Origin of the sequence: Saccharopolyspora gloriosae, from assembly GCF_014203325.1 — a bacterium.
GTDB classification, from domain to species: domain Bacteria; phylum Actinomycetota; class Actinomycetes; order Mycobacteriales; family Pseudonocardiaceae; genus Saccharopolyspora_C; species Saccharopolyspora_C gloriosae.
Map to the genome: position 1 here is coordinate 1,230,904 of NZ_JACHIV010000001.1, position 22,635 is coordinate 1,253,538.

A 22,635-nucleotide genomic window follows, 5' to 3' on the forward strand; every position below is an offset into this window, starting at 1 on the left:
TACGGGGTAGGGCGAGTGACGACAGCGAAGCGCGACGCCGAGCAGCCGGCCCCGCGACAGCCGGTGGCCGACGTGATCCGCGAGGCCATCACCAGGGGCGAGTTCGCCCCGAACCAGCGCTTGGTGGAGGCGGAGCTCGCCGAGCAGTGCGACGCCAGCCGAGCGGCGGTGCGCAACGCGCTGGTGCAGCTGGCCACCGAAGGCCTCGTCGAGCGCGTCCAGAACCGCGGCGCGCGGGTGCGCGCGGTCTCGCTCGAAGAGGCCATCGAGATCACCGAGGTCCGCATGGTCGTCGAGGGACTCTGCGCGGCACGGGCCGCCGAGCGGGTCGTCGACGAGGACAAGGCCGAGCTGCGCGAGATCGGCGAGCAGATGCGGACCGCGGTCTCCGGCGGCGACGTGTGGGGCTACTCCGAGCTGAACAAGCGGCTGCACTCCCTGGTCCTGCGCGTCAGCGGGCAGCAGGCCGCGCACGAGGTGCTCAGCAGGCTGCGCGGCCAGAACGTGCGCCACCAGTTCCGGCTGGCCATGCACCCGGGCCGCCCCACCGCGTCGCTGCCGCAGCACCTGGCCATCATCGAGGCGATCTGCGCCGCCGACCCGACGGCCGCCGAGCAGGCGATGCGCGAACACCTCCGCAGCGTCATCGACGCCCTGCCCGAGGTCGGCGGCACCCGCTTCAACGCGGTCTGACCCCGCCCTCCCGCACTGAGCCGGGAGGACGGGCGCGCGGCTCGTCCGCCGCGCAGGGTGATCGACGGAGTGGCGCCTCATCGCAGCCGAGCCGCCAGGCGCCGCCGCCCTCCTGCTCGCGGAAGTCGATGTCGCAGCTGCACCGGGCGGAGCGGAAGTCCTGACTCCGCCGCGCGCCGGTCAGGTGACCTTGCCCGCGTCGGGCGGGGTGGGGTCGTAGGCGCCGGTGGTCGTCGTGCGGTGCAGGAGCGTCGCGGCGGTCAGCAGGTCCCGGTGCGAGGTGTAGAGGGCGTTGACGCCGAACCGGAGGATGTCGGGGGCGCGCATGTCGGCGATCACCTGCTGCTCCGTGAGGGCTCGGACCAGGCCGTAGGCGTGCGGGTGGCGCAGCGAGACCTGGCTGGCGCGGCGGGCGGGATCGGCGGGGGTCACCGGCTCGAAACCCAGGTCCGCGAGCAGTTCCGCGGTGCAGCGCAGGAAGAAGTCCGTCAACGACAGGCTCTTCGTGCGGACCTGCGCCATGTCCACGCCGTCGAAGGCGGTCAGGGCGGCTTCCAAGCTGAGCAGGCCCAGGATCGGCGGGGTGCCGATACGGGCGCGGGCGATGCCGGGCGCGGGCGCGTAGTCCCGCTGGAGGCCGAAGGGGTCGGCGTGGCCGGTCCAGCCGTGCAGCGGGGTCTGCCAGGAGTCGTGGTGGCGCCGGGCCGCGTAGAGGAAGGCCGGTGCGCCGGGGCCGCCGGAGAGGAACTTGTAGCCGCAGCCGACCGCGAAGTCCGCTTCGAGCTCGTCGAGCGGGACCGGCATCGCACCGGCCGCGTGGCACAGGTCCCACAGCACCAGCGCGCCCGCCCGGTGCGCGGCGCGGGTCAGCGTCGCCACGTCGTGCAGTTCGCCGGTGCGGTAGTCGACCGGGGAGTAGCTGACGACGGCGACCTGCTCGCCCTCGGCGGCGAGGAACGCGTCCAGGTCCCTCGGGCGGACGTGGCGCACCCGGAGGCCGTGCAGCCGCGCGGCGGATTCCGCGAGGTACCGGTCGGTGGGGAAGTGGCCGGGGTCGGTGACCAGCAGCTCGCGCCCGGGGCGCAGCCGGGCCGCGGCGCTGAGCGCGGTGAACAGCTGGATGCTCGTGGAGTCGCCGACCAGCGTCTGCCCCGGGGCCGCGCCGATGAGGCGGCCGAGCGCGTCGCCGACCCGCAGCGGGGCGTCCCACCAGTCGTTGTCGTTCCACGACCGGATCAGGTCGGTGCCCCACTGCCGGTGCAGGACGTCGGTGATCGTCGGCGGCACCGCGGCCGGGAGGGGGCCGAGGGAGTTGCCGTCGAGGTAGACGACGCCGTCGGGCAGCAGGAAGCGGTCCCGGATCGGTGCCAGCGGATCGGCGGTGTCGAGTTCGGCGGCGAGCTCGGCGAGCGCCGGGGATGCGGTGGTCATGCGGGTGTCACCTCGTCTGGAGCGGTGCCTTCACCGGGATGTCCCGTCGCGGCGGGGGAATCCGCGCCCGCACCGGTGCGGGCGGTGATCGTGGTCCTCCAGGCAGTGTCCTCGCCGGTGGTGCGCCCCGCGGGCGTCCACGCCGAGGTGAGGTCCCGGAGCGTTCGGGCGACGTCGTGGGTGGCGGGGTTCTCCGGTTCGATCAGCGCGTAGTGGCCGGTGCCGGGCAGCACCACGGTCTCCAGGTCGTCGTGGACGGCCGCGTAGTCCGCGAACTGCTCCAGCGGCACCTCTTCGTCGGGCGGCGCCGTGCAGCAGCACGGTGCGCACCCCGGTCGAACCGGCGCCGTCGAGCAGGGTGACCGGGTCGACCAGCGGCAGCCGAGGAGATGTTCACGATCCGGCCGCCGTCGCGCAGCCGCTCCAGACCGCGCTGCACGACGAAGAACGGCGCGCGGGTGTTGATCGCGAACAGCCGGTCGTAGTCCTGCTCGGTGACGTTCGCGATCGTGCGGGGCAGCGTGATCCCCGCGTTGTTGACGAGGACGTCCGAGCCGGGGGCGGCGTGGGGCGCGGCCGGGTGCGGGCGTACGTGACGCTCCGTGACGGCGACGGCGTCCGGCGCGGCCGGTTGCTGCGGGGGACGGTCGAGCACCTCGCCGGATGAGGCCCCTCGTCCAGGTGCCGTCGCGGCCGGACGGCACCTGGACGGCCACCGACACGGCCAAAAGTGTGATTCCGGACACTATTTCCGGGGCAGTGATCGGCAAAGTCCCAGCAAAGCAGACCGGTCGAGGCGTGCGACGGGCCGCGTGAAGCCGCCGGTGGGCCACCCGTGGCGCGGCGAGGTGTAGTGTTGCACCTGGTCGTTGTTTCTGGGTTCGTGTTTTCGCACGCTCGCAGGATTGCTGATGCGGGCGCGCTGCTGTCTTTGGAGTAGCTGGAGTAGTCGCCGTCTGAGATCCGCGACCCTGGTGTCGAAACCGGCACCGGAACCAACCAGCTACCAGGATGGAGAACAACATGGCACAGGGCACCGTGAAGTGGTTCAACTCGGAGAAGGGCTTCGGCTTCATCGAGCCGTCCGAGGGTGGACCCGACGTTTTCGTGCACTACTCGGCGATCGACGCCGCCGGTTTCCGCAGCCTGGAGGAGAACCAGACGGTCTCCTTCGAGGTCACCCAGGGACCGAAGGGCCCGCAGGCCGAGTCCGTGCGCGTGGTCTGATCGCCCTTCCGGCGAACTGAGCTCATGATCGCGGAGCCTCGCTCCTAGATCATCGCAGCACACCAATGAGGCCGACCGTCCGAATGGACGGTCGGCCTCATTGTGCTTTCCCGCTGCTCGCGGCGGCGTGCAACTACATGAACAGCTGCGACGCCTTGATCACGAGCTGGTAGACGCCGATGGCGAACGGGACGCCCACCCACAGCCAGGACACGGTGAGAAGGGCTCGGACTTTGACTCCGCCCTCAGGCGCGGTCTTCTGCTCGGTCATGTCTCGCCTGTTCCCTCAGCTGCTCTGCTTGCCGGAAGAGCTGGTGGCCTTCTCGGTGCTCGGGGCCTCGTCGTCGGCCTTCGCATCGGACTCGCCGGCCTCGGCCTGCTCGTCCTCCGCGTCGCCCGCCTTCTCGCCCGCGGTCTCACCGGTGTCCGCGTCGGACTTGTCGGCGTCGTCGGCCTTCTCGCCCTCGGAACCGGTGGTACCGGCCTCGTCGTCGGCCGATTCGGCCTTGTCGGAGACCTCGTCCTCGGAGTCGGCCTTCGAAGCGACCTCGTCCTTCGACCCCTCGTCCTTCGAGGCGACCTCGTCATCGGAGGACTTCTCGTCCTTCGAGTCGGCCTGCTCCGCGGAGTCGGCCTTCGCGTCGGCCGCGTCGTCGGACGTGGTCGCCGCTTCGGGGGCCGGTTCGTGGAACTTGGCCTTCACCGGGCGGATCAGCTCGTTGGCCACGAACCCGATCACCAGGAATCCGGTCATCAAGTAGAACGACACCACGTACAGATCGGCACCGGACTTGCCCGCGGCCTCACCGGAGTCCGCCAGCGCGTCCACGATGGCCGGTCCGAGCACGCCCGCGACCGACCACGCCGTCAGCAGCCGCCCGTGGATCGCGCCGACCTCGAAGGTCCCGAACAGGTCCTTCAGGTAAGCGGGGATCGTCGCGAAGCCCGCCCCGTAGAAGGACATGATCAGCATCGCGGCGACGACGAACAGGGCGACGCTGGTGTCGCCCGCGAACAGCAGCAGCAGGTACGCCAGCGCACCCACCCCGAGGTAGACCCGGTAGATGTTCTTGCGGCCGGTGCGGTCGGACAGCGCCGACCACGCGAAGCGCCCGCCCATGTTGGCCAGCGACAGCAGGGACACGAAGCCGGTCGCCGCGGCGACGGCAACCGGAGTGCTGGTGCCCGCGAAGAAGTCCTGGATCATCGGCGACGCCTTCTGCAGGATCCCGATGCCCGCAGTGACGTTCAAGCAGAGCACGATCCAGAGCAGCCAGAACTGCGGCGTCTTGATCGCGCTGTTGGCCGAAACGCGGATGGTGCTGACGCTCTTCGCCGCCGTGGCGGGGTCCCAGCCGGGCGGGGTCCAGCCGGGCGGGGGAACCCGGACCAGCAGGATGCCGAGCGTCATGAACACGGCGTAGACGATGCCGTGCACGAAGAACGTGGTGCCGATGCCCTCCGCGGTCTTGCCGAAGGCGCTGAGCATCGCCGTCGACCACGGCGAGGCGATGATCGCGCCGCCGCCGAAGCCCATGATGGCGATGCCGGTGGCCAGACCGGGACGGTCCGGGAACCACTTCATCAGCGTGGACACGGGCGCGATGTACCCGATGCCGAGACCGATGCCACCGACCACGCCGTACCCGACGACGACGAGCCAGTACTGGCCCACGTACATGCCCAACGCGGAGATCAGGAACCCCGCGGCGAAGCTGATGGTGGAGACCAGCATCGCCCAGCGCGGGCCGCGGGCCTCCACGAACTTGCCGCCGAACGCCGCTGACAGGCCGAGGAAGAAGATCGCCACCTGGAACGGCAGCGCGCTGCCGGTTCCGGAGATCTGGAGGCTCGATTCCAGCGGGCTCTTGAAAACGCTCCACGCGTAGGCCTGCCCGATGGAAAGATGGATGGCCAGCGCGGCGGGTGGAACTAGCCAACGGTTCCAGGTCGGTGGCGCAACGACCGAGAATCCGTCACGCACTGTCACAAGTAAACCTCCTTGGTGCAAGGGGTTCCGGTGTCTGGTACCGGAAACGCGCCCCGGCACGTCGGGGCGCACGAATTCGAGATGCTACCGGCCTGGTCAAACGGGAAATCAGCGAAGAAACATCAAGTACTGCCTGGTGGTCTCGGCGAGGCGTCACCAAAAGTGATCATCCCAGGTGGGGCGGAAGGGCCTTACTGCGCACGGGAAAGTGGCTCGGCGAGCCGGACGAAACGCGCTGAACAATATGAAAGCGACCCTTCGGGGGTTACGCGGAGTGATCCGGGGCGCTGTTCGCGCTCACATTGTTGTGATCATATTGAGACCAATTGTTTGCGGCGATGTAGCTGATCCTTCGGATAGTCCCCGCGTGTGCTTCGCGCACATCCGTGTGACTAGACTCCTGATTCCTTGACGCGTGAGCAAGCCCGAAGGATCCACAGCATGACCCGAACGTCGGAAAACCGAAGCCGAGGTCGGCTTGAAGGTCAGCCTCCCGAGCCGAGATTCGGCAACATCTCGAAGCACAGCCTTCGGCGCCCCACCAACCCGAATGGAACCGATTTCGTCGCAATTCAGGAGAGTGACGATTTCGTCGCTCTTCGGCGTCGTTTTCGATGGTTCGTGTTCCCCGTGACGCTGCTCGTCCTGGCGTGGTACTTCACCTACGTGGCGTTGGGCGCCTACGCCGAGGACTTCATGAGCCGGCCGGTGTTCGGCGTGGTGAACATGGGGATCGTGCTGGGCTTGCTGCAGTTCGTGACCACGGCGATCGTCACCGTGGTGTACGGGCGGTACGTGCGCAAGCGCATCGACCCGCTCGTCGACCGCCTCCGGGAGCAGGAAGGGACCGGCCGCTGATGGCGATCAACTTCGCGGCGGGGGCCGTCGGCGACCCGACGACCACCGTCAGCGTGTTCGTGGCATTCGTGCTGCTGACGCTCTTCGTGGTGTACCGGGTTTCGACCCGGAACGCGACCGCGTCCGATTATTACGTGGCGGGCGGCAACATCACCGGCGCGCAGAACGGTGTCGCGCTGGCCGGTGACTGGCTTTCGGCGGCGTCATTCCTCGGAGTCGCCGGCGCCATTGCGGTGCACGGGTACGACGGATTCCTCTATTCGGTCGGATTCCTCGTCGCGTGGCTCATCGAATTGATGCTCATCGCGGAGCTCGTCCGGAACACCGGCCGTTTCACGATGGGCGACGTGATCGGCTATCGGATGCGGCAGCGCCCGGTGCGGGCCGCCGCAGCGAACACCACGCTGGTCATTTCCTTCTTCTACATGGTTGCGCAGATGGCGAGTGCCGGTGGTCTCGTCGCATTGTTGCTCGACGTGCAGAGCAAATTCGGCCAATCGCTGGTCGTCGTGGCCGTGGGCTTGATCATGATCTTCTACGTGCTGGTCGGCGGCATGAAGGGGACCACCTGGGTCCAGATCATCAAGGCGACGCTGCTGCTGATCTGCGTGTCCTTGATGGCCGTGTTCCTCATCGGCCGGTTCTCCTACGACTTCTCGGCGCTGCTGGAGCAGGCCACGAACAACAGCCCGATCGGGCAGGCGCTGCTGGAGCCCGGCGCGCAGTACGGGCAGACCTCGCTGTCCCGGATCGACTTCATCTCGTTGGCCATGGCGATCGTGCTCGGCATCTCCTGCCTGCCGCACATCATGATGAGGTTCTACACGGTGCCGAGCGCTCGGGAAGCGCGTCGCTCCGTCGTCTGGATCACCTGGACGATGATCGTGTTCTACCTGGCCACGATGCTGCTCGGGTTCGGCGCGACGGCGCTGGTCGGTTCCGAGGCCATCACCAATGCGCCCGGCGGCGAGAACTCCGCGGCGCTGCTGCTGGCGTACCGCATCGGTGGTTCGCCGCTGCTCGGCGTGGTCGCCGCGATCGCCTTCGCGACGATCCTCGCGGTGGTCGCCGGCCTCACCCTGACCGCGTCGGCGTCCTTCGCGCACGACGTGTACGCGAACATCATCAAGCGCGGTGAGGCCGACACGGGCTCGGAGATCAGGGTCGCCCGGATCACCGCGCTGATCGTCGGCGTGCTGTCCACGGTCGGCGGGATCGCCGCCATCGGGCAGAACGCGGCGTTCATGGTCTCGCTGGCGCTCGCGCTGGCGGCGTCGGCGAACCTGCCGACGATGCTGTACTCGCTGTTCTGGCGGCGGTTCAACACCACGGGGACGCTGTGGTCGATGTACGCGGGCCTGGTCTCGTGCATCGTGCTGATCGCGTTCTCCCCCGCGGTGTCCGGCCGCCCGTCGGCGATGTTCCCGAGCGCGGACTTCGACGTCTTCCCGCTCACGAACCCGGGGATCGTGTCGATCCCGCTGGGCTTCCTGGCCGGGTTCATCGGCACCCTGGTCGGCAAGAAGGACCAGGACCCGGTGAAGCAGGCCGAGATGGAGGTCCGCTCGCTGACCGGCATCGGTTCAGGCCTGGCGATGGAGGCACCGCGCCGCTGACGTCACGCGCGACGAGGGCCGCACCGGAATCCCGGTGCGGCCCTCGTGCGTTTCCGGGTGCGTGCGGGACGCGTTCGAATGCTCGTCGTCGCACGCTTCGGGCGCTGATGCCGATCTCGCTTTTCGCCGCCGACCGCCCGCCGGGCGCGCACCATCGGAGCAATTCGGCGGCCCCGCGCCGACCGCGCTGATCGAATTCGGCCTCAGTCGGCGGTCATCGACTCCGGCGAGGCGAGCAGTTCGCGGAATTGCGCGTCCGGGACGGGCCGGGAGTACAGGAATCCCTGCTGCGCGTCGACGCCGAGTTCGTTGAGCAGGTCGCGCTGCACCCGGGTTTCCACGCCCTCCGCGATGCACGTGCGCCCCATGCCCCTGGCGAGTTCGATCACGGCGCGCACGATGCCGAGATCGGTGGGGTCCGATTCCATGCCGACCACGAACCTCCGGTCCAGCTTCACCAATTGCGTGGGCAGGTCCTTGAGTCGTGCCAACGAGGAATAGCCGGTGCCGAAGTCGTCCATCGCGAACCGCACGCCCCGGTCGTTGAGCCGGCGCATCATCTTCCGGGGCTGCGCGGGCAGATCCACCAGCACCGTCTCGACGACCTCCAGCACCACCCGCCCCGGATCGATGCCGCTGTCGTCGATGGCCGAGCTGACCTCCGAGTGGAAGTGCGCCGAATCCGGGCGCAGCCCGGCGAGGTTCACCGTGACGCCCGGGGCCGGGCCGTGCGGGCGGTACCACCGGCTCGCCTCGCGCAGGGCGGTGCGCAGCACCCACCGGTCCAGTTCGGCGAGCAGCTTCGCCTGGGAGGCGACCGGCAGGATCACGCCAGGGGCGAGCAGGCCCTGCGTGGGGTGCGGCCAGCGCACCAGCGCCTCGGCCAGCAGGATCGTCCCGTCGCGGTCCAGGATCGGCTGGTAGTGCATCCGGAGGCCGTCGTGCAGCAGCGCGTCGCGGAGGTCCTCCTCCAGCGCGAGCCCGCCGGCGGGAGCGGGCGGCGCGGTGCGGCCGTGGCCCTGCTCCTTGGCGGCGAACATGGCCGCGTCGGCGGTGCGGATCAGTTCGTCGGCGGTGGTGCCCGCTGCCGGCGGGGTCGCCGCGCCGATCGACGCGGTGATGCCGATCAGCCTGTTCCGCAACGGGATTTCGGCGCACAGCAGGTCCGACACGAGGGTGATGAGCGTGTCGAGCCCGCCGCAGGCGGTCAGGTCCGAGCAGATGATCAGGAACTCGTCGCCGTAGAGGCGGGCCGGCGTGCAGGAGCTCGGCAGGTCGGTGAGGAGGCGCTCGGCGAGCAGGTTGATCAGCTCATCGCCCGCGTCGTGACCCAGCGAATCGTTGAACCGCTTGAAGTTGTCCAAGTCGCAGAACAGCACTCCGACGTCGTCGGAAGCCGTGGACAGCAGCGGCACCAGCAGCTCGTGCACGCCGCGCCGGTTCAGCAGGCCCGTCGGGTGGTCGTGGGTGGCCTGGAAGTGCAAGGTCTCGGTGCGGCGCTGCTGCTCGGTGAGGTCTTGGAACACGGCCAGCCAGAAGCGGCGGCCGTCGTAGTCCACGGAGGCGGCGCACCGCACTTCGCAGAACACCGGTTCACCGGTGGAGCGGCTGAGCCTGCGGTGCGACACGGGTTCGCTGCCGGGATCGTCCGGTGCGGCGTGCGGGACCAGCCCGGTCCGCGGGTCGTCGGCGTGCATCAGCTCCGGTGCGCGCAACCCGTGCGGCCGGTAGCCGAGCAGGTCGCACAGCGCGGCGTTGGCGTCGAGGATCCGGTCGTGGCGGTCCAGCAGCGCGATGCCCGCCGGGGCGAGCTGGAACAGGTCGGTGAACCGCCGGTCCGAGCGTTCCCGCTGCGCGTAGGCCTCGGATTCGTCGCGGGTGACCTTGATGAAACCGTCCAACCGGCCGTCGTCGGCGCGCTGCGCCGTGATCACGACGTGCGCCCAGAAGGCGCTGCCGTCCTTGCGCAGCCGCCAGCCGCGGTCGATGAAGAAACCGTTCGCGGTGGCCTGCCGCAATTCCCACTCCGGGTAACCGGATTCGACGAGCTCGGCGGGGTAGAAGATCGAGAAGTGCCGTCCGATGATCTCCCGGCTGGTGTACTGCTTGATCAGCTGGGCGCCCGAGTTCCAACTGGCGACCCGGCCTTCGGTGTCCAAGGCGAATATCGCGTACTCGCGCATGTCGGCGGCGAGTGCGCCGAGCAGCCGTTCGGTCTCCACTTGCGCCCCGGTTCGCGGAAAGGGCTCATCCGGGATGTTCGACGTCCCACGCATGATCACCACATCTCCGTTTCTGCGGTGGGAGAACGGGGTGCGCACAGGAATGGGGCGCGACGCGCGCTTCGGGGTCCGCAGGTGACCCGGAACCTGCTCCCGTCCCGTCCGGCGACGTCCGGTCGGCGTTGGCCACGGTACCGGCGCGCCGCGCGGCGTGCCAACGAAACCGCAGCGTATCGAGGTTCTGGTGAGGTGCGCCGGAGTGGCGTCGACCGAATGTTCACCCGGCCGACGGCGATCGGGCCCGGTGGATGGATTCAGCGGGAATTCGGTGGAGTCCGTCCTGTTCATCGGGTGTCCACTGTGGGAGAAGAGGCGAAAGTCCTCCGGTTCTCCCGCGTGATTCGAATGAACTGCTGGACAATGATCGTTGTGGTGGTTAAAGTGGCGACGTCGGTTGGCGTGGCCTTGTCCCGTCGGCCGGATCTGCTGACTGCTCGGCTCGGATCCGAGCACCTCAGATTTATTTCTGCTCCGTGATGAGTGGTTGCACCGTCGCGTGAGCTCTTCCTCGACCCGTACCGGCAGCGGGGGCTCGCCCGTACGGGTAACACCTTTGTCGAACAGGAGTGATGTTGATCCACCGCAGTGCTGCGCCCCGGGCCGCCGCGTGCCGAAAGAGCTCGTCCCGGCGAGGCGCGAGATGCGGTGCCTACCGCGGAATCAGATCGTACTAGCAGGTGAAAGCGGTATCCGCGGAGTCGTCGCGGTGCCGTGAACGTGAGCCCGGTGAACTCCGGGCATTCCGACGACCGCTGATCGCGTCGTCCGAACCGCCGTTCCTCGACCGGACGGCCGGTCGATCGTTGCTGCGCGAAAAATCGATGGCGCGTTTCCCCGCTCTGACGGCGAGGATTTCTTCGCGGCCGTCGTCGGCGGTTCGACGATCCCGCTCGAAAGAAGTGACCATGAACGATGCCGTGCGCTGGTGGCCCGGTCTTGCGCGGAAAGTGCTGCACCGCGTGGATTCCGATGCCCCGCGAGTCCGCATCGGCGGTGTCGAAGGACGTGCCGCGGTGTGCGGCTGCGTGACCGTGCCCGCATTCGGCAACCGGCTCGCCGGCTGGCCGCGATGCGTCACCTGCCTGCAAGAACTCGCCGAACGCGAGGACACCTGAACACCGATGTGGAAAGAACGAGGAGAGTGGAGGGCCGAAACGTGCGGCTCATCGACGCGATGATTCCGGGGCGAGTGGAAGTGCCCGACTGGCACCGATCGGCGCTGTGCGCCCAAACGGACCCCGAAGCCTTCTTCCCGGAGAAGGGGCAGTCCGCCCGGCTGGCGAAACGCATCTGCGCGTCCTGCGAGGTGCGCGAGGACTGCCTGCGCTATGCCCTGGAACGAGCCGAAACCGCAGGGATCTGGGGCGGCCTCAACGAAACAGAACGCCGCGAACTCCGAGCAGAATCCCGAACCCGCGCGGCGTGAGGCGAGGTCTTTCGTGGACTGCGATCCGTTGTCGGTTCGTCATGGCGACGACGCGGGCCGTCGGTTCCGTCGCGCCGGGGTCCTCGATCTGACCTCGCGTTCGATCGCGAGGGCGCTGGACGTCGGATCCTCGTGTTCCCAGATTCGAATGACCGACCAGCCCGAATCCCGTAACAAGCGGTCGGTCTCGCGATCGCGTTCCCGGTTCCGGTGCACTTTCTCGGCCCAGTACTCGGAGTTCGTCGCCGACTTGGTGTGGTGCTCGGGGCAACCGTGCCAGAAGCATCCATCGAGGAACACGGCGACCTTCGCCCGCGAGAACGTCATATCCGCTGTTCGGCGCACCGCCGAGAGCGGTCGAGTGGAGACCCGGTAGCGCAATCCCAACGCGTGCACCGCCCTGCGCAGGGCGAGTTCCGGTTTCGTGTCGCGTCCCTTGTTGGCCCGCATGCTCTTGCGCACGCCTTCGCTGGACGCCCCCGATGGCCGTTGGGAAGCCATGGCCGACACCGTACGCCGGCGATTCGAACTCGAACACGACCCTCGGAAGTCCACGGGTGATCGTCCTGTCCCGGAGTGGAATCTCCTGCGGATTCCGCGGGATTCGGAGATGCGACCGGTTTCGATGACGGTCCGGTCGCCGCCCTGACGGGCGACCTCGAACGTGCGGCCAGGACTGTCGAACACGCCGCCACCGTCACCGCTGCGGCGAGCGGGCCACTCGGTTGGCGCTCACCCTGTCGAGTACTGGTCCAAGAGGGGAGCACCAGGCATGGAGATCACGTGGACGGTGGACGGGGAGCTGTTCGTGCTGGCGGTGGAGCCTCGGGTGACGGTGCTGGACGCGTTGCGGGAGTACCTGGGGGTCGTCTCGGTCAAGAAGGGGTGCGACCACGGCCAGTGCGGGGCGTGCACCGCGCTGGTGGACGGGCGGCGGGTCCTGACGTGCCTGTCGCTCGCCGTGCAGTGCGACGGGGCCGAGATCACGACGGCCGAGGGGTTGGGGGAGCACCCGATCGCGCGGGCGTTCGTGGAGCACGACGGGTTCCAGTGCGGGTATTGCACGCCGGGGCAGGTCTGCTCCGCGGTGGGGATGCTCGACGAAGCCGCTCAGGGATGGCCGAGCCACGTGACCGAGGACGTCGCGGCGGACGTCGACGGGCTCGGCGACGACGAGATCCGGGAGCGGATGGGCGGGAACCTGTGCCGGTGCGGGGCCTACGTGAACATCGTGGCCGCGATCCGGGAGGTCGCCGAGCAGCGGCCCGCGCACGCGGCGCGTCGAACCGGGGAGGGAGCGCGATGAACCCCTTCGACTACGAGCGGGCCACCGACGCGGCGGGAGCCGTGGCGGCGGTGGCGGGCAATCCGCGCGCGATGTTCCTCGCCGGGGGGACGAACCTGGTGGATCACCTGAAGCTGGGGGTGAGCGCGCCGGAGCTGCTGGTGGACGTGTCCCGGTTGCCGCTGGACGAGGTGCGGGAGCTGCCGGACGGCGGGATTCGGGTGGGTGCGGCGGTGCGCAACAGCGACCTCGCGGCGCATCCGCTGGTCCGCGAGCGGTTCCCGGTGCTGGCGCAGGCGTTGCTGGCGGGTGCGTCGGGACAGTTGCGCAACGTCGCGACGACCGGCGGGAACCTGCTGCAGCGCACCCGGTGCCCGTACTTCCAGGACGTGACGACGCCGTGCAACAAGCGGCTGCCGGGGGCGGGGTGCTCGGCGATCGGCGGGCACCATCGGGACGCCGCGATCCTGGGGGCTTCGCAGCAGTGCGTGGCCACGCATCCCTCCGATATGGCGGTGGCGATGGTCGCGCTGGACGCGGTGGTGCGGGTGCAGGGCGAGGACGGTGAGCGCACCATCCCCGTCGCGGAGTTCCACCGGTTGCCGGGCGAAGAACCGGAGCGGGACACGGTGCTGCGGCACGGCGAGTTGATCACGGCGGTGGACCTGCCGGGAGCGGCGCCGCGGTCGGCTTACCGGAAGGTGCGGGAGCGGGCGACGTACGCGTTCGCGCTGGTGTCGGTGGCCGCCGTCGTCGGCCTCGACGGCGGTGCGGTTCGGGAGGCGCGGATCGCGCTGGGCGGGGTCGCGCACAAGCCGTGGCGGGCCGTTCGGGCCGAGGAGGCGCTGCGCGGAGCGGTCGCCGGCGACGACGCGTTCCGGGAGGCGGCGGAGGCCGAGCTGGCGACCGCGTCCCCGTTGACCGGCAACGCGTTCAAAGTGCCGATGGCGCGCAATGCGCTGGTCGCGGTGCTGCGGCAGCTGACGGGAGGCACGCGATGACCGGCTTGCTGCGACCTCGGGCCATGGGGACGCCGCTGGAACGGCGGGACGGGTGGGCGAAGGTCACCGGGACCGCGCCGTACGCGTTCGAGCATCCGGCGAGCGCGCCGCTGTACGTGCACCCGTTGCAGTCGGAGATCGCACGTGGCCGGGTGAAGTACATCGACGCTCACGCGGCGGAGGACCTCGACGGGGTCGCGGCGGTGCTCACGCATGAGAACGCGCCTCGGCTGGCGACCGATTCGGACCCGGAGCTGTGGGTGCTGCAGTCGCCGGAGATCGCGTTCCGCGGTCAGCTGATCGGCGCGGTGCTCGCGGAGACACCGGAGATCGCGCGGCACGCCGCGGGACTGGTCCGCGTCGAGTACCAGCAGGAACGGCACGACGTGGTGTTGCGGGAGAACCACGAGGCGCTCTACGCGCCGGACGTGGTGAACCCGTCCTTCCCGGCGGAGACCGTCGATGGCGACGTCGACGCCGCCCGGCCGGAGGTCGTGGTCGAGCAGACCTACACGACCCCGATGGAGCACAACAACCCGATGGAACCGCACGCGACCATGGCGACGTGGAGCAACGGCGTCCTCACGTTGCACGACTCGACGCAAGGGGTGCACGTGATGCGGTCGCGGATCGCGCCGGTGCTCGGGTTGAAGCCGAAGCGGATCCGCGTGGTCGCCCCGCACGTCGGCGGCGGCTTCGGGTCGAAGGGCACCGCGCACGCGCACAACATCCTCGCCGCGCTCGCGGCCCAGGTCGCGGGAGGGCGGCCGGTGAAGCTGGCGTTGACGCGGCAGCAGATGTTCGCGCTCGTCGGCTACCGCACGCCCACCATCCAGCGGGTGCGGCTCGGCGCGGACCGCGGCGGCACGTTGTCGGTGGTGACCCACGACGTGATCGAGCAGACCTCGACGGTGCAGGAATTCGCCGAGCAGACCGCGGTCGGCACCCGAACGATGTACGCGGCGCCGAACCGGCGCACCACCCACCGGCTCGCCGCGTTGGACGTGCCGGTCCCGTTCTGGATGCGCGCACCCGGGGAGGCGCCCGGCATGTTCGCCACCGAGGTCGCCATTGACGAACTCGCCGAAGCGTGCGGACTCGACCCCATCGACCTGCGCTCCCGCAACGAACCGGCCGTCGATCAGGCGACCGGTCTGCCGTTCTCGGGCCGCCACCTCGCGGAATGCCTGCGGGAAGGCGCCGAGCGGTTCGGGTGGGCCGAGCGCGACCCCGCCCCGAGGTCCCGGCGCGACGGGGACTGGCTGGTCGGGACGGGAGTCGCCAGCGCCACCTACCCGCGCCACGCGATGCCCGGCTCGACCGCCGCGATCCGCCGCCACGACGGGCGGTACGAGGTGCGCATCGGGGCCGCCGACATCGGCACCGGCACCTGGACGGCGCTGAGCCAGATCGCGGCCGACGCCCTGGACTGCCCCGTGGACGACGTGCGGTTGGAGATCGGCGACACCGACCTGCCCTACGCCACCGTCGCGGGCGGCTCGTCGGGGCTGGGGTCGTGGGGCGCGACGGTGGTCGAGGCGGCGCGGCGGTTCCGGGAGAAGTTCGGAACCGACCCGGACGACGGCGACGAAGCCGACGCAGCGATGCCCGACAACCCCGACGCGCAGCGGTACTCGATGCACTCGTTCGGCGCGCACTTCGCCGAGGTGCGGGTCAACGCCGACACCGGCGAGGTGCGGGTGCCGCGGATGCTCGGGGTGTTCTCGGCGGGGCGGATCGTCAACCCGCGGCTGGCGCGCTCGCAGCTGATCGGCGGCATGACCATGGGCCTGTCCATGGCGCTGCACGAGCACAGCGTGCTCGACCCGCAGTTCGGGCACGTGATCAACCACGACTTCGCGCAGTACCACATCGCGGCGCACGCGGACGTCGCCGACATCGAGGCGATCTGGCTCGACGAGCAGGATCCGCACTCGAACCCGATGGGCAGCCGCGGCGTCGGGGAGATCGGGATCGTGGGTTCGCCCGCGGCGATCGCGAACGCGGTGCACCACGCCACGGGCATCCGGGTGCGGGACCTGCCGATCACACCGGACAAGCTCCTCCCCGGCTGACCGCAGCGCCCCCGCCGCGGGCTGAGGGGATCGAGTGAACGGACCGTTCGTCCAATCTGCTTGGACGAACGGTCCGTTCACTCATTCCCGGGCCGACGGTGCGGCTGCCTGTGTCGTGGTGAACGGACCGTTGGCCCGATCTCGTTGGTCGAACGGTCCGTTCACTTGTTCCTGGGCTCGTGCGGCGGTGGTGTGGTTCGGAGTGAACGGACCGTTGGCCCGATGCTGTTGGTCGAACGGTCCGTTCACTGCTGTCCGGGGTGGGGGAGTGCTGGTCTCGCTACTGGTCTGGTCGTGGGGGTTGGTCGTGACCCTCGGAGAGGCTCGCCCAAGAACAACACCTGGTCAGGGGCTTGCGGGCCTTGCCTGTCACCCGAAAGAGGGGGCACTCTGGGGCTCCGAGTGAGGGGTGGGCCATGGTGCGATTCCGAGGAGTTCTGGTGCGGGCGGCGGTGCTGCTCGCGGTGTTGGCGACCGTGCTGGCAGGGGGTCTCGCCTGCCAACCGGCCCGGACCCAGCGAGCCCCGGACGAACCCCAGGGCGCCGCGCCACCCCCGGAACCGACCGCGGAGGCACCCGCCGCCGGAGCGCCGAGCAGCGCCCCGCCGGTGCTCGCGGTGAAGATCGACAACGTGCCGGAGGCGCGACCGCCGACCGGCATCGGCTCGGCGGACGTGGTCGTCGTGGAACCCGTGGAAGGCGGGCTGAGCAGGCTCGTCGCGGTGTTCGGCGCGAAGCGCCCGCCGGTGGTGGGGCCGGTGCGCAGCGCGCGGGAGACGGACCTGGAACTGCTGTCCCAGTTCGGCAGGCCCACGCTGGTGTTCTCCGGTGCGGCCCCGGAACTGCTGCCGAAGCTCGACTCGGCTGCCGTGGATCCGGTGCGCCCCGAGCAGCTGCCCGGCGCGTTCTTCCGCGGTGGTGACCGCCCGGTCCCGCACAACCTGTTCGTCCGTCCCGGCGAGGTCCCGGCGGGAGCGGCCTGGTCGCCGAAGGCGCCGCTGGTGTTCGGCCCGGCCCCGGCGGGCGGCGTGCCGCGGGAGTCCGCGCAGGTCGACTACCTGGCGGCCTCCACCGGTTTCACCTGGTCGCCGGAGCAGCAGCGGTGGCTGGTGTCGATGGACGGCGAGCCGGCGGCGGCCACCGACAGCGGACGGCTCGGCGCGGGGACCGTGGTGCTGCAGGAGGTGCGCGTCCGCGACTCCGCGCTGAGCGACAGCGCGGGCAGCGTCTCGCCGCACGCGGAGACGGTGGGGTCCGGCCGGGCCGTGGTGCTGCGCGACGGGAAGGCGTTCGAGGCCCGCTGGTCCCGGCCCGGCCCGGACGTCGGCACCAGCTACACGACGCCCTCCGGTGCACCGCTGCCGTTCGCGCCGGGACCGGTGTGGGTCGCGCTGAACGACCGGTTGTGAGGTGACCGCCAGGGCCGAGTGGCGGCTCGACGTCCTGCGCACGGCGCAACTGCTCGCGCCGATCCGGGAAGCCCGCCGCGTTGTCGGGGGCGTTGGCTAGGCTCGAAAGCATGAGCGACCGCCGCTTGCTACTCGTGCATGCCCACCCCGACGACGAAGCCACCGCCACCGGCGCCACCATGGCCCGGTACACCGCCGAAGGCGCCACCGTGAGCCTGGTGACGTGCACCAGCGGAGAGCTCGGTGAGGTCGTCTCCGAGGAGCTCGCGCACCTGCGCGGCTCCCCGGACGCGCTCGGGGAGCACCGCCGGGGGGAGATCAAAGCCGCGCTCGGCGAGTTCGGCGACGTCCGCCACCACTGGCTGGGCGGCCCCGGCCGGTGGCGCGACAGCGGCATGGCGGGGTTGGAGAGCAACTCCTCGGCAGGCGTGTTCGCCGCGGCCGACCCGGCCGAGGTCACCCGCGAGATGGTGGAGCTGCTGCGCGCCGAACGGCCGCACGTCGTGATCACCTACGACGACTTCGGCGGCTACGGCCACCCCGACCACATCGCCGCGCACCGGGCGCTGATGGACGCGCTCGAACCGGCGGCCGACCCGGAGTTCGCCCCGGAGCTCGGCGCGGCCTGGGACGTGCCGAAGACCTACTGGACCGTGCTGCCCGAATCCTTCATCACGCGGATGCAGGAGGCCGGGTTCGACGACTTCAAGCCGAACACCGTCCCGGACGCCGACATCACGGCGGTGCTCGACGGCGCCGCCCACCACGAGGCGAAGATCGCGGCGCTGCGCCACTACCGCAGCCAGGTCGACGTGGACGACGACGGCTTCTTCGCCCAGCTGGTGCGGCGCCCCGAGTTCGCGACCGAGCACTACCTGCTCGTGCGCGGCGTGCGCGGCCCCGGCGGCGGGCCGAACGGAGCGGAGGAGGACCTCTTCGCCGGACTCGGCTGAGGGCCGGGGCGGGCCCGTACCGGGGAACGGGCCGTTGTCTCGTCCGGCCTGATCAGGCCGGTCAGCAAGTACGGTTGGCGGAGTCCTGTCGACCACCTGGGGGTAGGTGCATGACGACACGGGAGCGGGTCGAGACCGTGACGGCGTCCGCGCTGTCGCTGCGCGGTGTGGTGAAGCGCTACGGCGAGATCACCGCCGTCGACGGGCTCGACCTCACCGTGACCGCCGGGACGTGCCTGGGGCTGCTGGGACCGAACGGCGCGGGCAAGTCCACCACGATGCGCCTGATCACCGCGCAGACGCGGGCCGATGCCGGTGAGATCGAAGTGCTCGGCTTCCGCGTGCCGCGCGAATCGAAGCGGGCGCGCACCGCGATGGGCGTGGTGCCGCAGCTGGACAACCTCGACGAGGAGCTCACCGCCCGGCAGAACCTGGAGGTCTTCGCCCACCTGTACCGGGTGCCGCGGGCCGGTCGGGCCGAAGCGGTGGAGCGGGCGCTGGACCTCGCGCAGCTGCGCAAGCGGGCCGATACGAAGACCGATGAGCTCTCCGGCGGCATGCGGCGCCGGCTGCTGATCGCCCGCGGCCTGGTGCACTCGCCGCGGATCGTGCTGCTCGACGAACCCACCGTCGGCCTCGACCCGCAGGTCCGCCAGGAGCTGTGGGCGCTGATCGACGCGTTGCGCGCCGACGGCGTCACCGTGCTGATGTCCACGCACTACATCGAGGAGGCGGAGCGGCTCGCCGACGCCGTCGCGGTGATGTCCGGCGGCCGGGTCATCGCCAGCGGCACCCCCGACGACCTGCGCGCCGAGCACGCCGGGCAGGACGTCGTCGAGTACTACGGCCCGCCGGGCAGGCTCGCCGAAGTCGAAGCGATCGCCCTCGAAGCGGGCCTGACGACGCGCCGCACCGGTCCGGCCGTGTCGGTGCTGCGAGCCGAAGGCATGCCCGAGGTGACGGCCCGGCGGCTCGGCACCGGGCACCACCGGGTCAGCAACCTGGAAGACGTGTTCGTCTCGCTCACCGGGGAGGCCGTGGAATGACGGACGCGCGGATCGCGGGCCACGCGCCCGAACGGCTGCGGCGGTTTGAACTGGCCGCGTTCGCCGGGGTGTGGCGGCGGGAACTGACCCTGTTCCGGCGGTACTGGCTGTCGAGCACGTTCTCCTCGGTGGTGGAACCGACGATCTACCTGCTGGCGTTCGGCTTCGGGCTCGGATCGCTGATCGCCACCATCCGCGGGCTGCCGTACATCGAGTTCCTCGGCACCGGCGTGGTGGCGACCTCGGTGCTGTTCACCAGCGCGTTCGCCGGGATGTTCACCACGTTCGTGCGGCGCAAGTTCCAGCACTCCTACGACGCGATGCTCGCCGCGCCCGTGGACGTGCACGAACTCGTCGCCGCCGAAGCGCTGTGGATCGCCACCAAGTCGGGCGTGTACGGCTGCGCTCCGCTGTTCGTGGCGATGGTGTTCGGGCTGGACCCGGCGCCGGGCATGCTGCTGGTGCCGCTGATCGGATTGATCACGGGGCTCGGGTTCGCGCTGTTCGGCATCTGGTGTTCGGCGGTGGTGCCCTCGATCGACTCGTTCAACTACATCGTGAGCGCCGTGATCACGCCGCTGTTCCTGGTGGCCGGCACGTTCTTCCCCATCGACCAGCTGCCCGGCTGGGCGAGCGCGGTGGCGGCGTTCAACCCGCTCTACCACTGCGTGGAGCTCGTCCGGCACGCCGCGTTCGGCCTGCGCCCCGGCATCGACCTGCTGCACGTGGGCGCGCTGGCGCTGTTCGCCGGACTGATGTGGGTGCTCGCCTACACAACAATGCGCCGCCGCCTGATCGACTGACTGCCGGTGGTGGTCGTTTTGCTCCGGGGTCGGGTGGCGGAACCTCAGCGTTCTTCTCGCTGCGGGATCTTTTTCCCTAGTGGCTCCGCCACGAGGGAAAAGCCGTCCTCGCGAGAAGAACGCTGAGAACCCGCCGGTGGTCGGCCTGCTTTGGTGGTCACTGCTCAGCGGCTTCGCCGCTGACAAGACAGGGATGAAGTCGTCCTTGCCGCTGAGTGCGAAGTCGTAGCGCCTCGCCACGGTCGGCACGGTGACGATGATCTTGCCCGGCGGAAGGGGGCCTTCCGGTCGGGCGATCAGCCCCGGGCGGTGTAGGCCTCGATGAGGTGGGACTCCGCGTCGGCGAGGTAGCCCTCCAGGTCGGCGGCGGCCGATTCCAGCTCGCCCTCGGCGACCTTGTCGGCGATGGCGCGGTTGCGCTCCACGTAGGACTCGTAGAAGCCGCGGGTGCGGCGCGGGTCGAGTTCGCCCTGGTCGTCGGTGGACATCACGTGGAACGCCAGGCGCAGTTCGGCCAGCAGACCGGCCATCGCGTCGTTGATGCGCGGGCTGTCGGCGAGGCCGACCAGCGCTTCGTGGAAGCGCATGTTGGCGGTGCCGACCTCGCCCCAGTCGCCGTCCTCGCTCGCCTGCTCGCCCGCGCGGACCGCGCGGGCCACGGCCTGCACCAGGTCGGTCTTCGTGGTGGCGGCGTTGCGCACGGCGCCCACCTCGATGATCCGCCGCAGCCGGTAGAGGTCGGTCACGTCGGCGCTGGTGGGTTTGCGCACCGAGACGCCCTTGTGCATCTCGTGCACCAGCAGGCGCTCGTGCCCGAGCAGCCGGAACGCCTCGCGCAGGGTGTTGCGGGAGACGCCGAGCGCGTCCTTCGCGCTGACCTCGGAGAGCTGGGTGCCGGGTGGCAGTTCGCCCTGGATGATGCGCTGCCGCAGCAGGTCGGTGACCCGCTCGACGGTGCTGGTCCGTTCGAGCAGGGACCGGTCCGCTGCCAACCGGTCGACCCACTGCGCGCTGGTCATGCCTCTCCCAAGGACTGGAGTGATCGGAAACCAAAGTGTAACCAGCCCTCCGGGATTGTAGGCGTGTCCGACAATCCGCCGGTTTTCGCAGTTGGGAGACCATGCGGAGTGCATCGAGGGATTGTTGAACGATCGAACGTCCTACATGGGGATCGTTGATATGTCGGAACAGACTATTGAACCCTCGCTGAACGACCCCTATCGTGACGACACCGCCGAGCACGGCGGGGGCGACCACGGGGAAACCCCAGCGCACGCCCGCGGGTGCGAGTCGCGCCCGAGGCTCGCACCGGAGGCCGGAAGGACACGCATGAGCGGCACCAGCACGAAGACCGGCGCCCACCGCGGCGCGCTGATCGGAGCCGTCTTCCTGATGGCCACCAGCGCCATCGGGCCCGGCTTCATCACCCAGACCACCGACTTCACCATGCGGCTCGGCGCGGCGTTCGCCTTCGTCATCGTGCTGTCCGTGCTGATCGACATCGCCGTGCAGCTCAACGTGTGGCGCGTCATCGGCGTCTCCGGCATGCGCGCCCAGGACCTCGGGAACAAGGTGCTGCCCGGCCTGGGCTACGCGATGGCCGTGCTCGTCGTGTTCGGCGGGCTCGTGTTCAACATCGCCAACGTGTCCGGCACCTCGCTCGGGCTCGACGCCCTGTTCGGGCTGGACGCCAAGATCGGCGGGACGCTGTCCGCGCTGCTGGCCATCGGGATCTTCCTGAGCAAGCGCGCCGGTGTGGCGATGGACCGCATCGTGGTGGTGCTGGGCGTGCTCATGATCGGGCTCACCACCTACGTCGCCATCGTGTCCGACCCGCCCGTCGGGGAGGCGATGCGCCAGGCCGTGCTGCCCGACCAGGTCGACTTCCTCGCCGTCACCACGCTCATCGGCGGCACCGTCGGTGGCTACATCACCTACGCGGGCGCGCACCGGCTGGTCGACGCCGGCGTGACCGGACCGGAGCGGATCGTCGACGTCAGCCGCAGCTCGGTGCTGTCGCTGCTGGTCACCGGCGTGATGCGGGCCGTGCTGTTCCTCGCGGTGCTCGGTGTGGTGGCCGGTGGCGCGACGCTCACCTCCGCCAACCCGACCGCCGAGGCGTTCGGGCACGCGGCCGGGGAGATCGGCGTCCGTGCCTTCGGGCTGATCATGTGGGCGGCGGCGATCACCTCGGTCGTCGGTGCCGCCTACACCTCGGTGTCGTTCCTGGTGACCTTCTCCGCAGGCCTGGAGCGGGCCCGGACCTGGCTGGTCGTCGGCTTCATCGCGGTGTCCACCGCCGTGTTCCTCGTGCTGGACCAGGCGCCGACGACGCTGCTGGTGATGGCGGGAGCGCTCAACGGGCTGATCCTGCCCGTCGGGTTCGGCGTGCTGCTGTGGGTGGCGGCGCGGCGCAGTGATCTGCTGGGCGGGTACCGCTACCCGCGCTGGCTGCTGGTGATCGGCGTGCTCGCCTGGCTGCTGTCGCTGTACTTCGGGGTGAACTCGCTGAGCGCCATCGCGCAGCTGTGGCAGTGATC

21 protein-coding genes and 1 pseudogene are annotated in these 22,635 nt (G+C 70.0%); 14 read left to right on the forward strand and 8 right to left on the reverse strand.

Features of this window, described 5'->3' with window-relative positions:
- The first annotated feature begins 15 nt into the window (after nucleotides 1–15).
- Nucleotides 16–693 (forward strand): GntR family transcriptional regulator, encoded by a 678-nt coding sequence (locus tag BJ969_RS05635; RefSeq protein WP_343071242.1) that lies wholly within the window; start codon nucleotides 16–18, stop codon nucleotides 691–693.
- Nucleotides 694–873: 180 nt separating this feature from the next.
- Here BJ969_RS05635 and kynU read toward each other — a convergent pair whose 3' ends face one another.
- From kynU to BJ969_RS30480, 3 genes are read right to left on the reverse strand one after another with little or no spacing between them, the layout of a single operon-like run.
- A complete protein-coding gene (gene kynU / locus BJ969_RS05640; RefSeq protein WP_184477799.1) occupies nucleotides 874–2,124 on the reverse strand; it encodes a kynureninase in 1,251 nt (416 codons plus the stop codon).
- Nucleotides 2,121–2,414, reverse strand: a complete 294-nt coding sequence (locus tag BJ969_RS05645) for a hypothetical protein (RefSeq protein ID WP_184486141.1) — start codon at nucleotides 2,412–2,414, stop codon at nucleotides 2,121–2,123. Before BJ969_RS05645 ends, kynU begins: the two co-directional genes overlap by 4 nt.
- Complete coding sequence (locus BJ969_RS30480) at nucleotides 2,327–2,779, reverse strand: SDR family NAD(P)-dependent oxidoreductase (protein ID WP_343071243.1); 453 nt, start codon at nucleotides 2,777–2,779, stop codon at nucleotides 2,327–2,329. The genes BJ969_RS05645 and BJ969_RS30480 overlap by 88 nt, the downstream gene beginning before the upstream one ends.
- Before the next feature lie 368 nt (nucleotides 2,780–3,147).
- On the opposite strand from BJ969_RS30480, the gene BJ969_RS05655 reads away from it, so the two are divergent.
- Nucleotides 3,148–3,351, forward strand: coding sequence for a cold-shock protein (locus BJ969_RS05655; RefSeq protein ID WP_184477800.1), 204 nt, complete (start codon nucleotides 3,148–3,150; stop codon nucleotides 3,349–3,351).
- Nucleotides 3,352–3,484: 133 nt separating this feature from the next.
- On the opposite strand, the gene BJ969_RS05660 is transcribed toward BJ969_RS05655, so the two are convergent.
- Both BJ969_RS05660 and BJ969_RS05665 read right to left on the reverse strand, forming a co-directional pair.
- Complete coding sequence (locus BJ969_RS05660) at nucleotides 3,485–3,622, reverse strand: MFS transporter small subunit (RefSeq protein WP_184477801.1); 138 nt, start codon at nucleotides 3,620–3,622, stop codon at nucleotides 3,485–3,487.
- Between the two features lie 387 nt (nucleotides 3,623–4,009).
- A pseudogene (locus tag BJ969_RS05665) lies at nucleotides 4,010–5,341 on the reverse strand (L-lactate MFS transporter); the annotation flags it as partial.
- A gap of 441 nt (nucleotides 5,342–5,782) precedes the next feature.
- Between BJ969_RS05665 and BJ969_RS30965 the strand changes: the two are divergent.
- Together BJ969_RS30965 and BJ969_RS05675 are read left to right on the forward strand one after the other, a co-directional pair.
- On the forward strand, nucleotides 5,783–6,199 hold the full coding sequence (locus tag BJ969_RS30965; protein WP_184477803.1) for a DUF485 domain-containing protein: 417 nt from the start codon (nucleotides 5,783–5,785) through the stop codon (nucleotides 6,197–6,199).
- Nucleotides 6,199–7,815, forward strand: a complete 1,617-nt coding sequence (locus tag BJ969_RS05675) for a solute symporter family protein (protein WP_184477804.1) — start codon at nucleotides 6,199–6,201, stop codon at nucleotides 7,813–7,815. The genes BJ969_RS30965 and BJ969_RS05675 overlap by 1 nt, the downstream gene beginning before the upstream one ends.
- A gap of 203 nt (nucleotides 7,816–8,018) precedes the next feature.
- On the opposite strand, the gene BJ969_RS05680 is transcribed toward BJ969_RS05675, so the two are convergent.
- Nucleotides 8,019–10,091, reverse strand: coding sequence for a putative bifunctional diguanylate cyclase/phosphodiesterase (locus tag BJ969_RS05680; protein WP_184477805.1), 2,073 nt, complete (start codon nucleotides 10,089–10,091; stop codon nucleotides 8,019–8,021).
- Nucleotides 10,092–10,774: 683 nt separating this feature from the next.
- Here BJ969_RS05680 and BJ969_RS05685 point away from each other — a divergent pair.
- Both BJ969_RS05685 and BJ969_RS05690 read left to right on the forward strand, forming a co-directional pair.
- Nucleotides 10,775–11,212 (forward strand): hypothetical protein, encoded by a 438-nt coding sequence (locus BJ969_RS05685; protein ID WP_184477806.1) that lies wholly within the window; start codon nucleotides 10,775–10,777, stop codon nucleotides 11,210–11,212.
- A 59-nt stretch (nucleotides 11,213–11,271) separates the two neighbouring features.
- A complete protein-coding gene (locus tag BJ969_RS05690) occupies nucleotides 11,272–11,523 on the forward strand; it encodes a WhiB family transcriptional regulator (RefSeq protein WP_184484850.1) in 252 nt (83 codons plus the stop codon).
- A 39-nt stretch (nucleotides 11,524–11,562) separates the two neighbouring features.
- On the opposite strand, the gene BJ969_RS30765 is transcribed toward BJ969_RS05690, so the two are convergent.
- Nucleotides 11,563–12,210 (reverse strand): very short patch repair endonuclease, encoded by a 648-nt coding sequence (locus BJ969_RS30765; RefSeq protein WP_343071245.1) that lies wholly within the window; start codon nucleotides 12,208–12,210, stop codon nucleotides 11,563–11,565.
- A gap of 85 nt (nucleotides 12,211–12,295) precedes the next feature.
- Here BJ969_RS30765 and BJ969_RS05700 point away from each other — a divergent pair, with 85 nt between their 5' ends.
- The 7 genes from BJ969_RS05700 (at nucleotide 12,296) to BJ969_RS05730 (ending at nucleotide 20,095) form a co-directional block, all read left to right on the forward strand.
- The gene (locus BJ969_RS05700; protein WP_184477807.1) at nucleotides 12,296–12,829 is read left to right on the forward strand and encodes a 2Fe-2S iron-sulfur cluster-binding protein; all 534 of its coding nucleotides are present in this window, start codon (nucleotides 12,296–12,298) and stop codon (nucleotides 12,827–12,829) included.
- Nucleotides 12,826–13,809 (forward strand): FAD binding domain-containing protein, encoded by a 984-nt coding sequence (locus tag BJ969_RS05705; protein ID WP_184477808.1) that lies wholly within the window; start codon nucleotides 12,826–12,828, stop codon nucleotides 13,807–13,809. Before BJ969_RS05700 ends, BJ969_RS05705 begins: the two co-directional genes overlap by 4 nt.
- Nucleotides 13,806–15,884 (forward strand): xanthine dehydrogenase family protein molybdopterin-binding subunit, encoded by a 2,079-nt coding sequence (locus BJ969_RS05710; RefSeq protein WP_184477809.1) that lies wholly within the window; start codon nucleotides 13,806–13,808, stop codon nucleotides 15,882–15,884. The genes BJ969_RS05705 and BJ969_RS05710 overlap by 4 nt, the downstream gene beginning before the upstream one ends.
- 416 nt (nucleotides 15,885–16,300) lie before the next feature.
- The gene (locus BJ969_RS05715; protein ID WP_184477810.1) at nucleotides 16,301–17,293 is read left to right on the forward strand and encodes a DUF3048 domain-containing protein; all 993 of its coding nucleotides are present in this window, start codon (nucleotides 16,301–16,303) and stop codon (nucleotides 17,291–17,293) included.
- Nucleotides 17,294–17,403: 110 nt separating this feature from the next.
- Nucleotides 17,404–18,246 carry an N-acetyl-1-D-myo-inositol-2-amino-2-deoxy-alpha-D-glucopyranoside deacetylase gene (gene mshB, locus BJ969_RS05720; protein ID WP_184477811.1) on the forward strand — a complete coding sequence of 281 codons (843 nt, stop codon included), beginning with the start codon at nucleotides 17,404–17,406 and terminating at the stop codon, nucleotides 18,244–18,246.
- Nucleotides 18,247–18,356: 110 nt separating this feature from the next.
- Nucleotides 18,357–19,292, forward strand: a complete 936-nt coding sequence (locus BJ969_RS05725; RefSeq protein ID WP_184477812.1) for an ABC transporter ATP-binding protein — start codon at nucleotides 18,357–18,359, stop codon at nucleotides 19,290–19,292.
- Nucleotides 19,289–20,095 (forward strand): ABC transporter permease, encoded by an 807-nt coding sequence (locus BJ969_RS05730; RefSeq protein ID WP_184477813.1) that lies wholly within the window; start codon nucleotides 19,289–19,291, stop codon nucleotides 20,093–20,095. Before BJ969_RS05725 ends, BJ969_RS05730 begins: the two co-directional genes overlap by 4 nt.
- 296 nt (nucleotides 20,096–20,391) lie before the next feature.
- Here the strand turns inward: BJ969_RS05730 and BJ969_RS05735 are convergent, their stop codons facing one another.
- Nucleotides 20,392–21,114, reverse strand: a complete 723-nt coding sequence (locus BJ969_RS05735) for a GntR family transcriptional regulator (RefSeq protein ID WP_184477814.1) — start codon at nucleotides 21,112–21,114, stop codon at nucleotides 20,392–20,394.
- Nucleotides 21,115–21,424: 310 nt separating this feature from the next.
- On the opposite strand from BJ969_RS05735, the gene BJ969_RS05740 reads away from it, so the two are divergent.
- Nucleotides 21,425–22,633 carry an NRAMP family divalent metal transporter gene (locus BJ969_RS05740; protein ID WP_184477815.1) on the forward strand — a complete coding sequence of 403 codons (1,209 nt, stop codon included), beginning with the start codon at nucleotides 21,425–21,427 and terminating at the stop codon, nucleotides 22,631–22,633.
- Nucleotides 22,634–22,635 lie beyond the last annotated feature (2 nt).

What these genes read in the sequence shown, in the direction of transcription:
- BJ969_RS05705 (WP_184477808.1), top strand. Translation starts at nt 12,826, where the DNA reads ATGAACCCCTTCGACTACGAGCGGGCCACCGACGCGGCGGGAGCCGTG.
- BJ969_RS05730 (WP_184477813.1), top strand. Translation starts at nt 19,289, where the DNA reads ATGACGGACGCGCGGATCGCGGGCCACGCGCCCGAACGGCTGCGGCGG.
- BJ969_RS05675 (WP_184477804.1), top strand. Translation starts at nt 6,199, where the DNA reads ATGGCGATCAACTTCGCGGCGGGGGCCGTCGGCGACCCGACGACCACC.
- BJ969_RS05725 (WP_184477812.1), top strand. Translation starts at nt 18,357, where the DNA reads ATGACGACACGGGAGCGGGTCGAGACCGTGACGGCGTCCGCGCTGTCG.
- BJ969_RS30965 (WP_184477803.1), top strand. Translation starts at nt 5,783, where the DNA reads ATGACCCGAACGTCGGAAAACCGAAGCCGAGGTCGGCTTGAAGGTCAG.
- BJ969_RS05690 (WP_184484850.1), top strand. Translation starts at nt 11,272, where the DNA reads ATGATTCCGGGGCGAGTGGAAGTGCCCGACTGGCACCGATCGGCGCTG.
- kynU (WP_184477799.1), bottom strand. Translation starts at nt 2,124, where the DNA reads ATGACCACCGCATCCCCGGCGCTCGCCGAGCTCGCCGCCGAACTCGAC.
- BJ969_RS05660 (WP_184477801.1), bottom strand. Translation starts at nt 3,622, where the DNA reads ATGACCGAGCAGAAGACCGCGCCTGAGGGCGGAGTCAAAGTCCGAGCC.
- BJ969_RS05710 (WP_184477809.1), top strand. Translation starts at nt 13,806, where the DNA reads ATGACCGGCTTGCTGCGACCTCGGGCCATGGGGACGCCGCTGGAACGG.
- BJ969_RS05700 (WP_184477807.1), top strand. Translation starts at nt 12,296, where the DNA reads ATGGAGATCACGTGGACGGTGGACGGGGAGCTGTTCGTGCTGGCGGTG.
- BJ969_RS05715 (WP_184477810.1), top strand. Translation starts at nt 16,301, where the DNA reads ATGGTGCGATTCCGAGGAGTTCTGGTGCGGGCGGCGGTGCTGCTCGCG.
- BJ969_RS05680 (WP_184477805.1), bottom strand. Translation starts at nt 10,091, where the DNA reads ATGCGTGGGACGTCGAACATCCCGGATGAGCCCTTTCCGCGAACCGGG.
- BJ969_RS05655 (WP_184477800.1), top strand. Translation starts at nt 3,148, where the DNA reads ATGGCACAGGGCACCGTGAAGTGGTTCAACTCGGAGAAGGGCTTCGGC.
- BJ969_RS05735 (WP_184477814.1), bottom strand. Translation starts at nt 21,114, where the DNA reads ATGACCAGCGCGCAGTGGGTCGACCGGTTGGCAGCGGACCGGTCCCTG.
- mshB (WP_184477811.1), top strand. Translation starts at nt 17,404, where the DNA reads ATGAGCGACCGCCGCTTGCTACTCGTGCATGCCCACCCCGACGACGAA.
- BJ969_RS05740 (WP_184477815.1), top strand. Translation starts at nt 21,425, where the DNA reads ATGAGCGGCACCAGCACGAAGACCGGCGCCCACCGCGGCGCGCTGATC.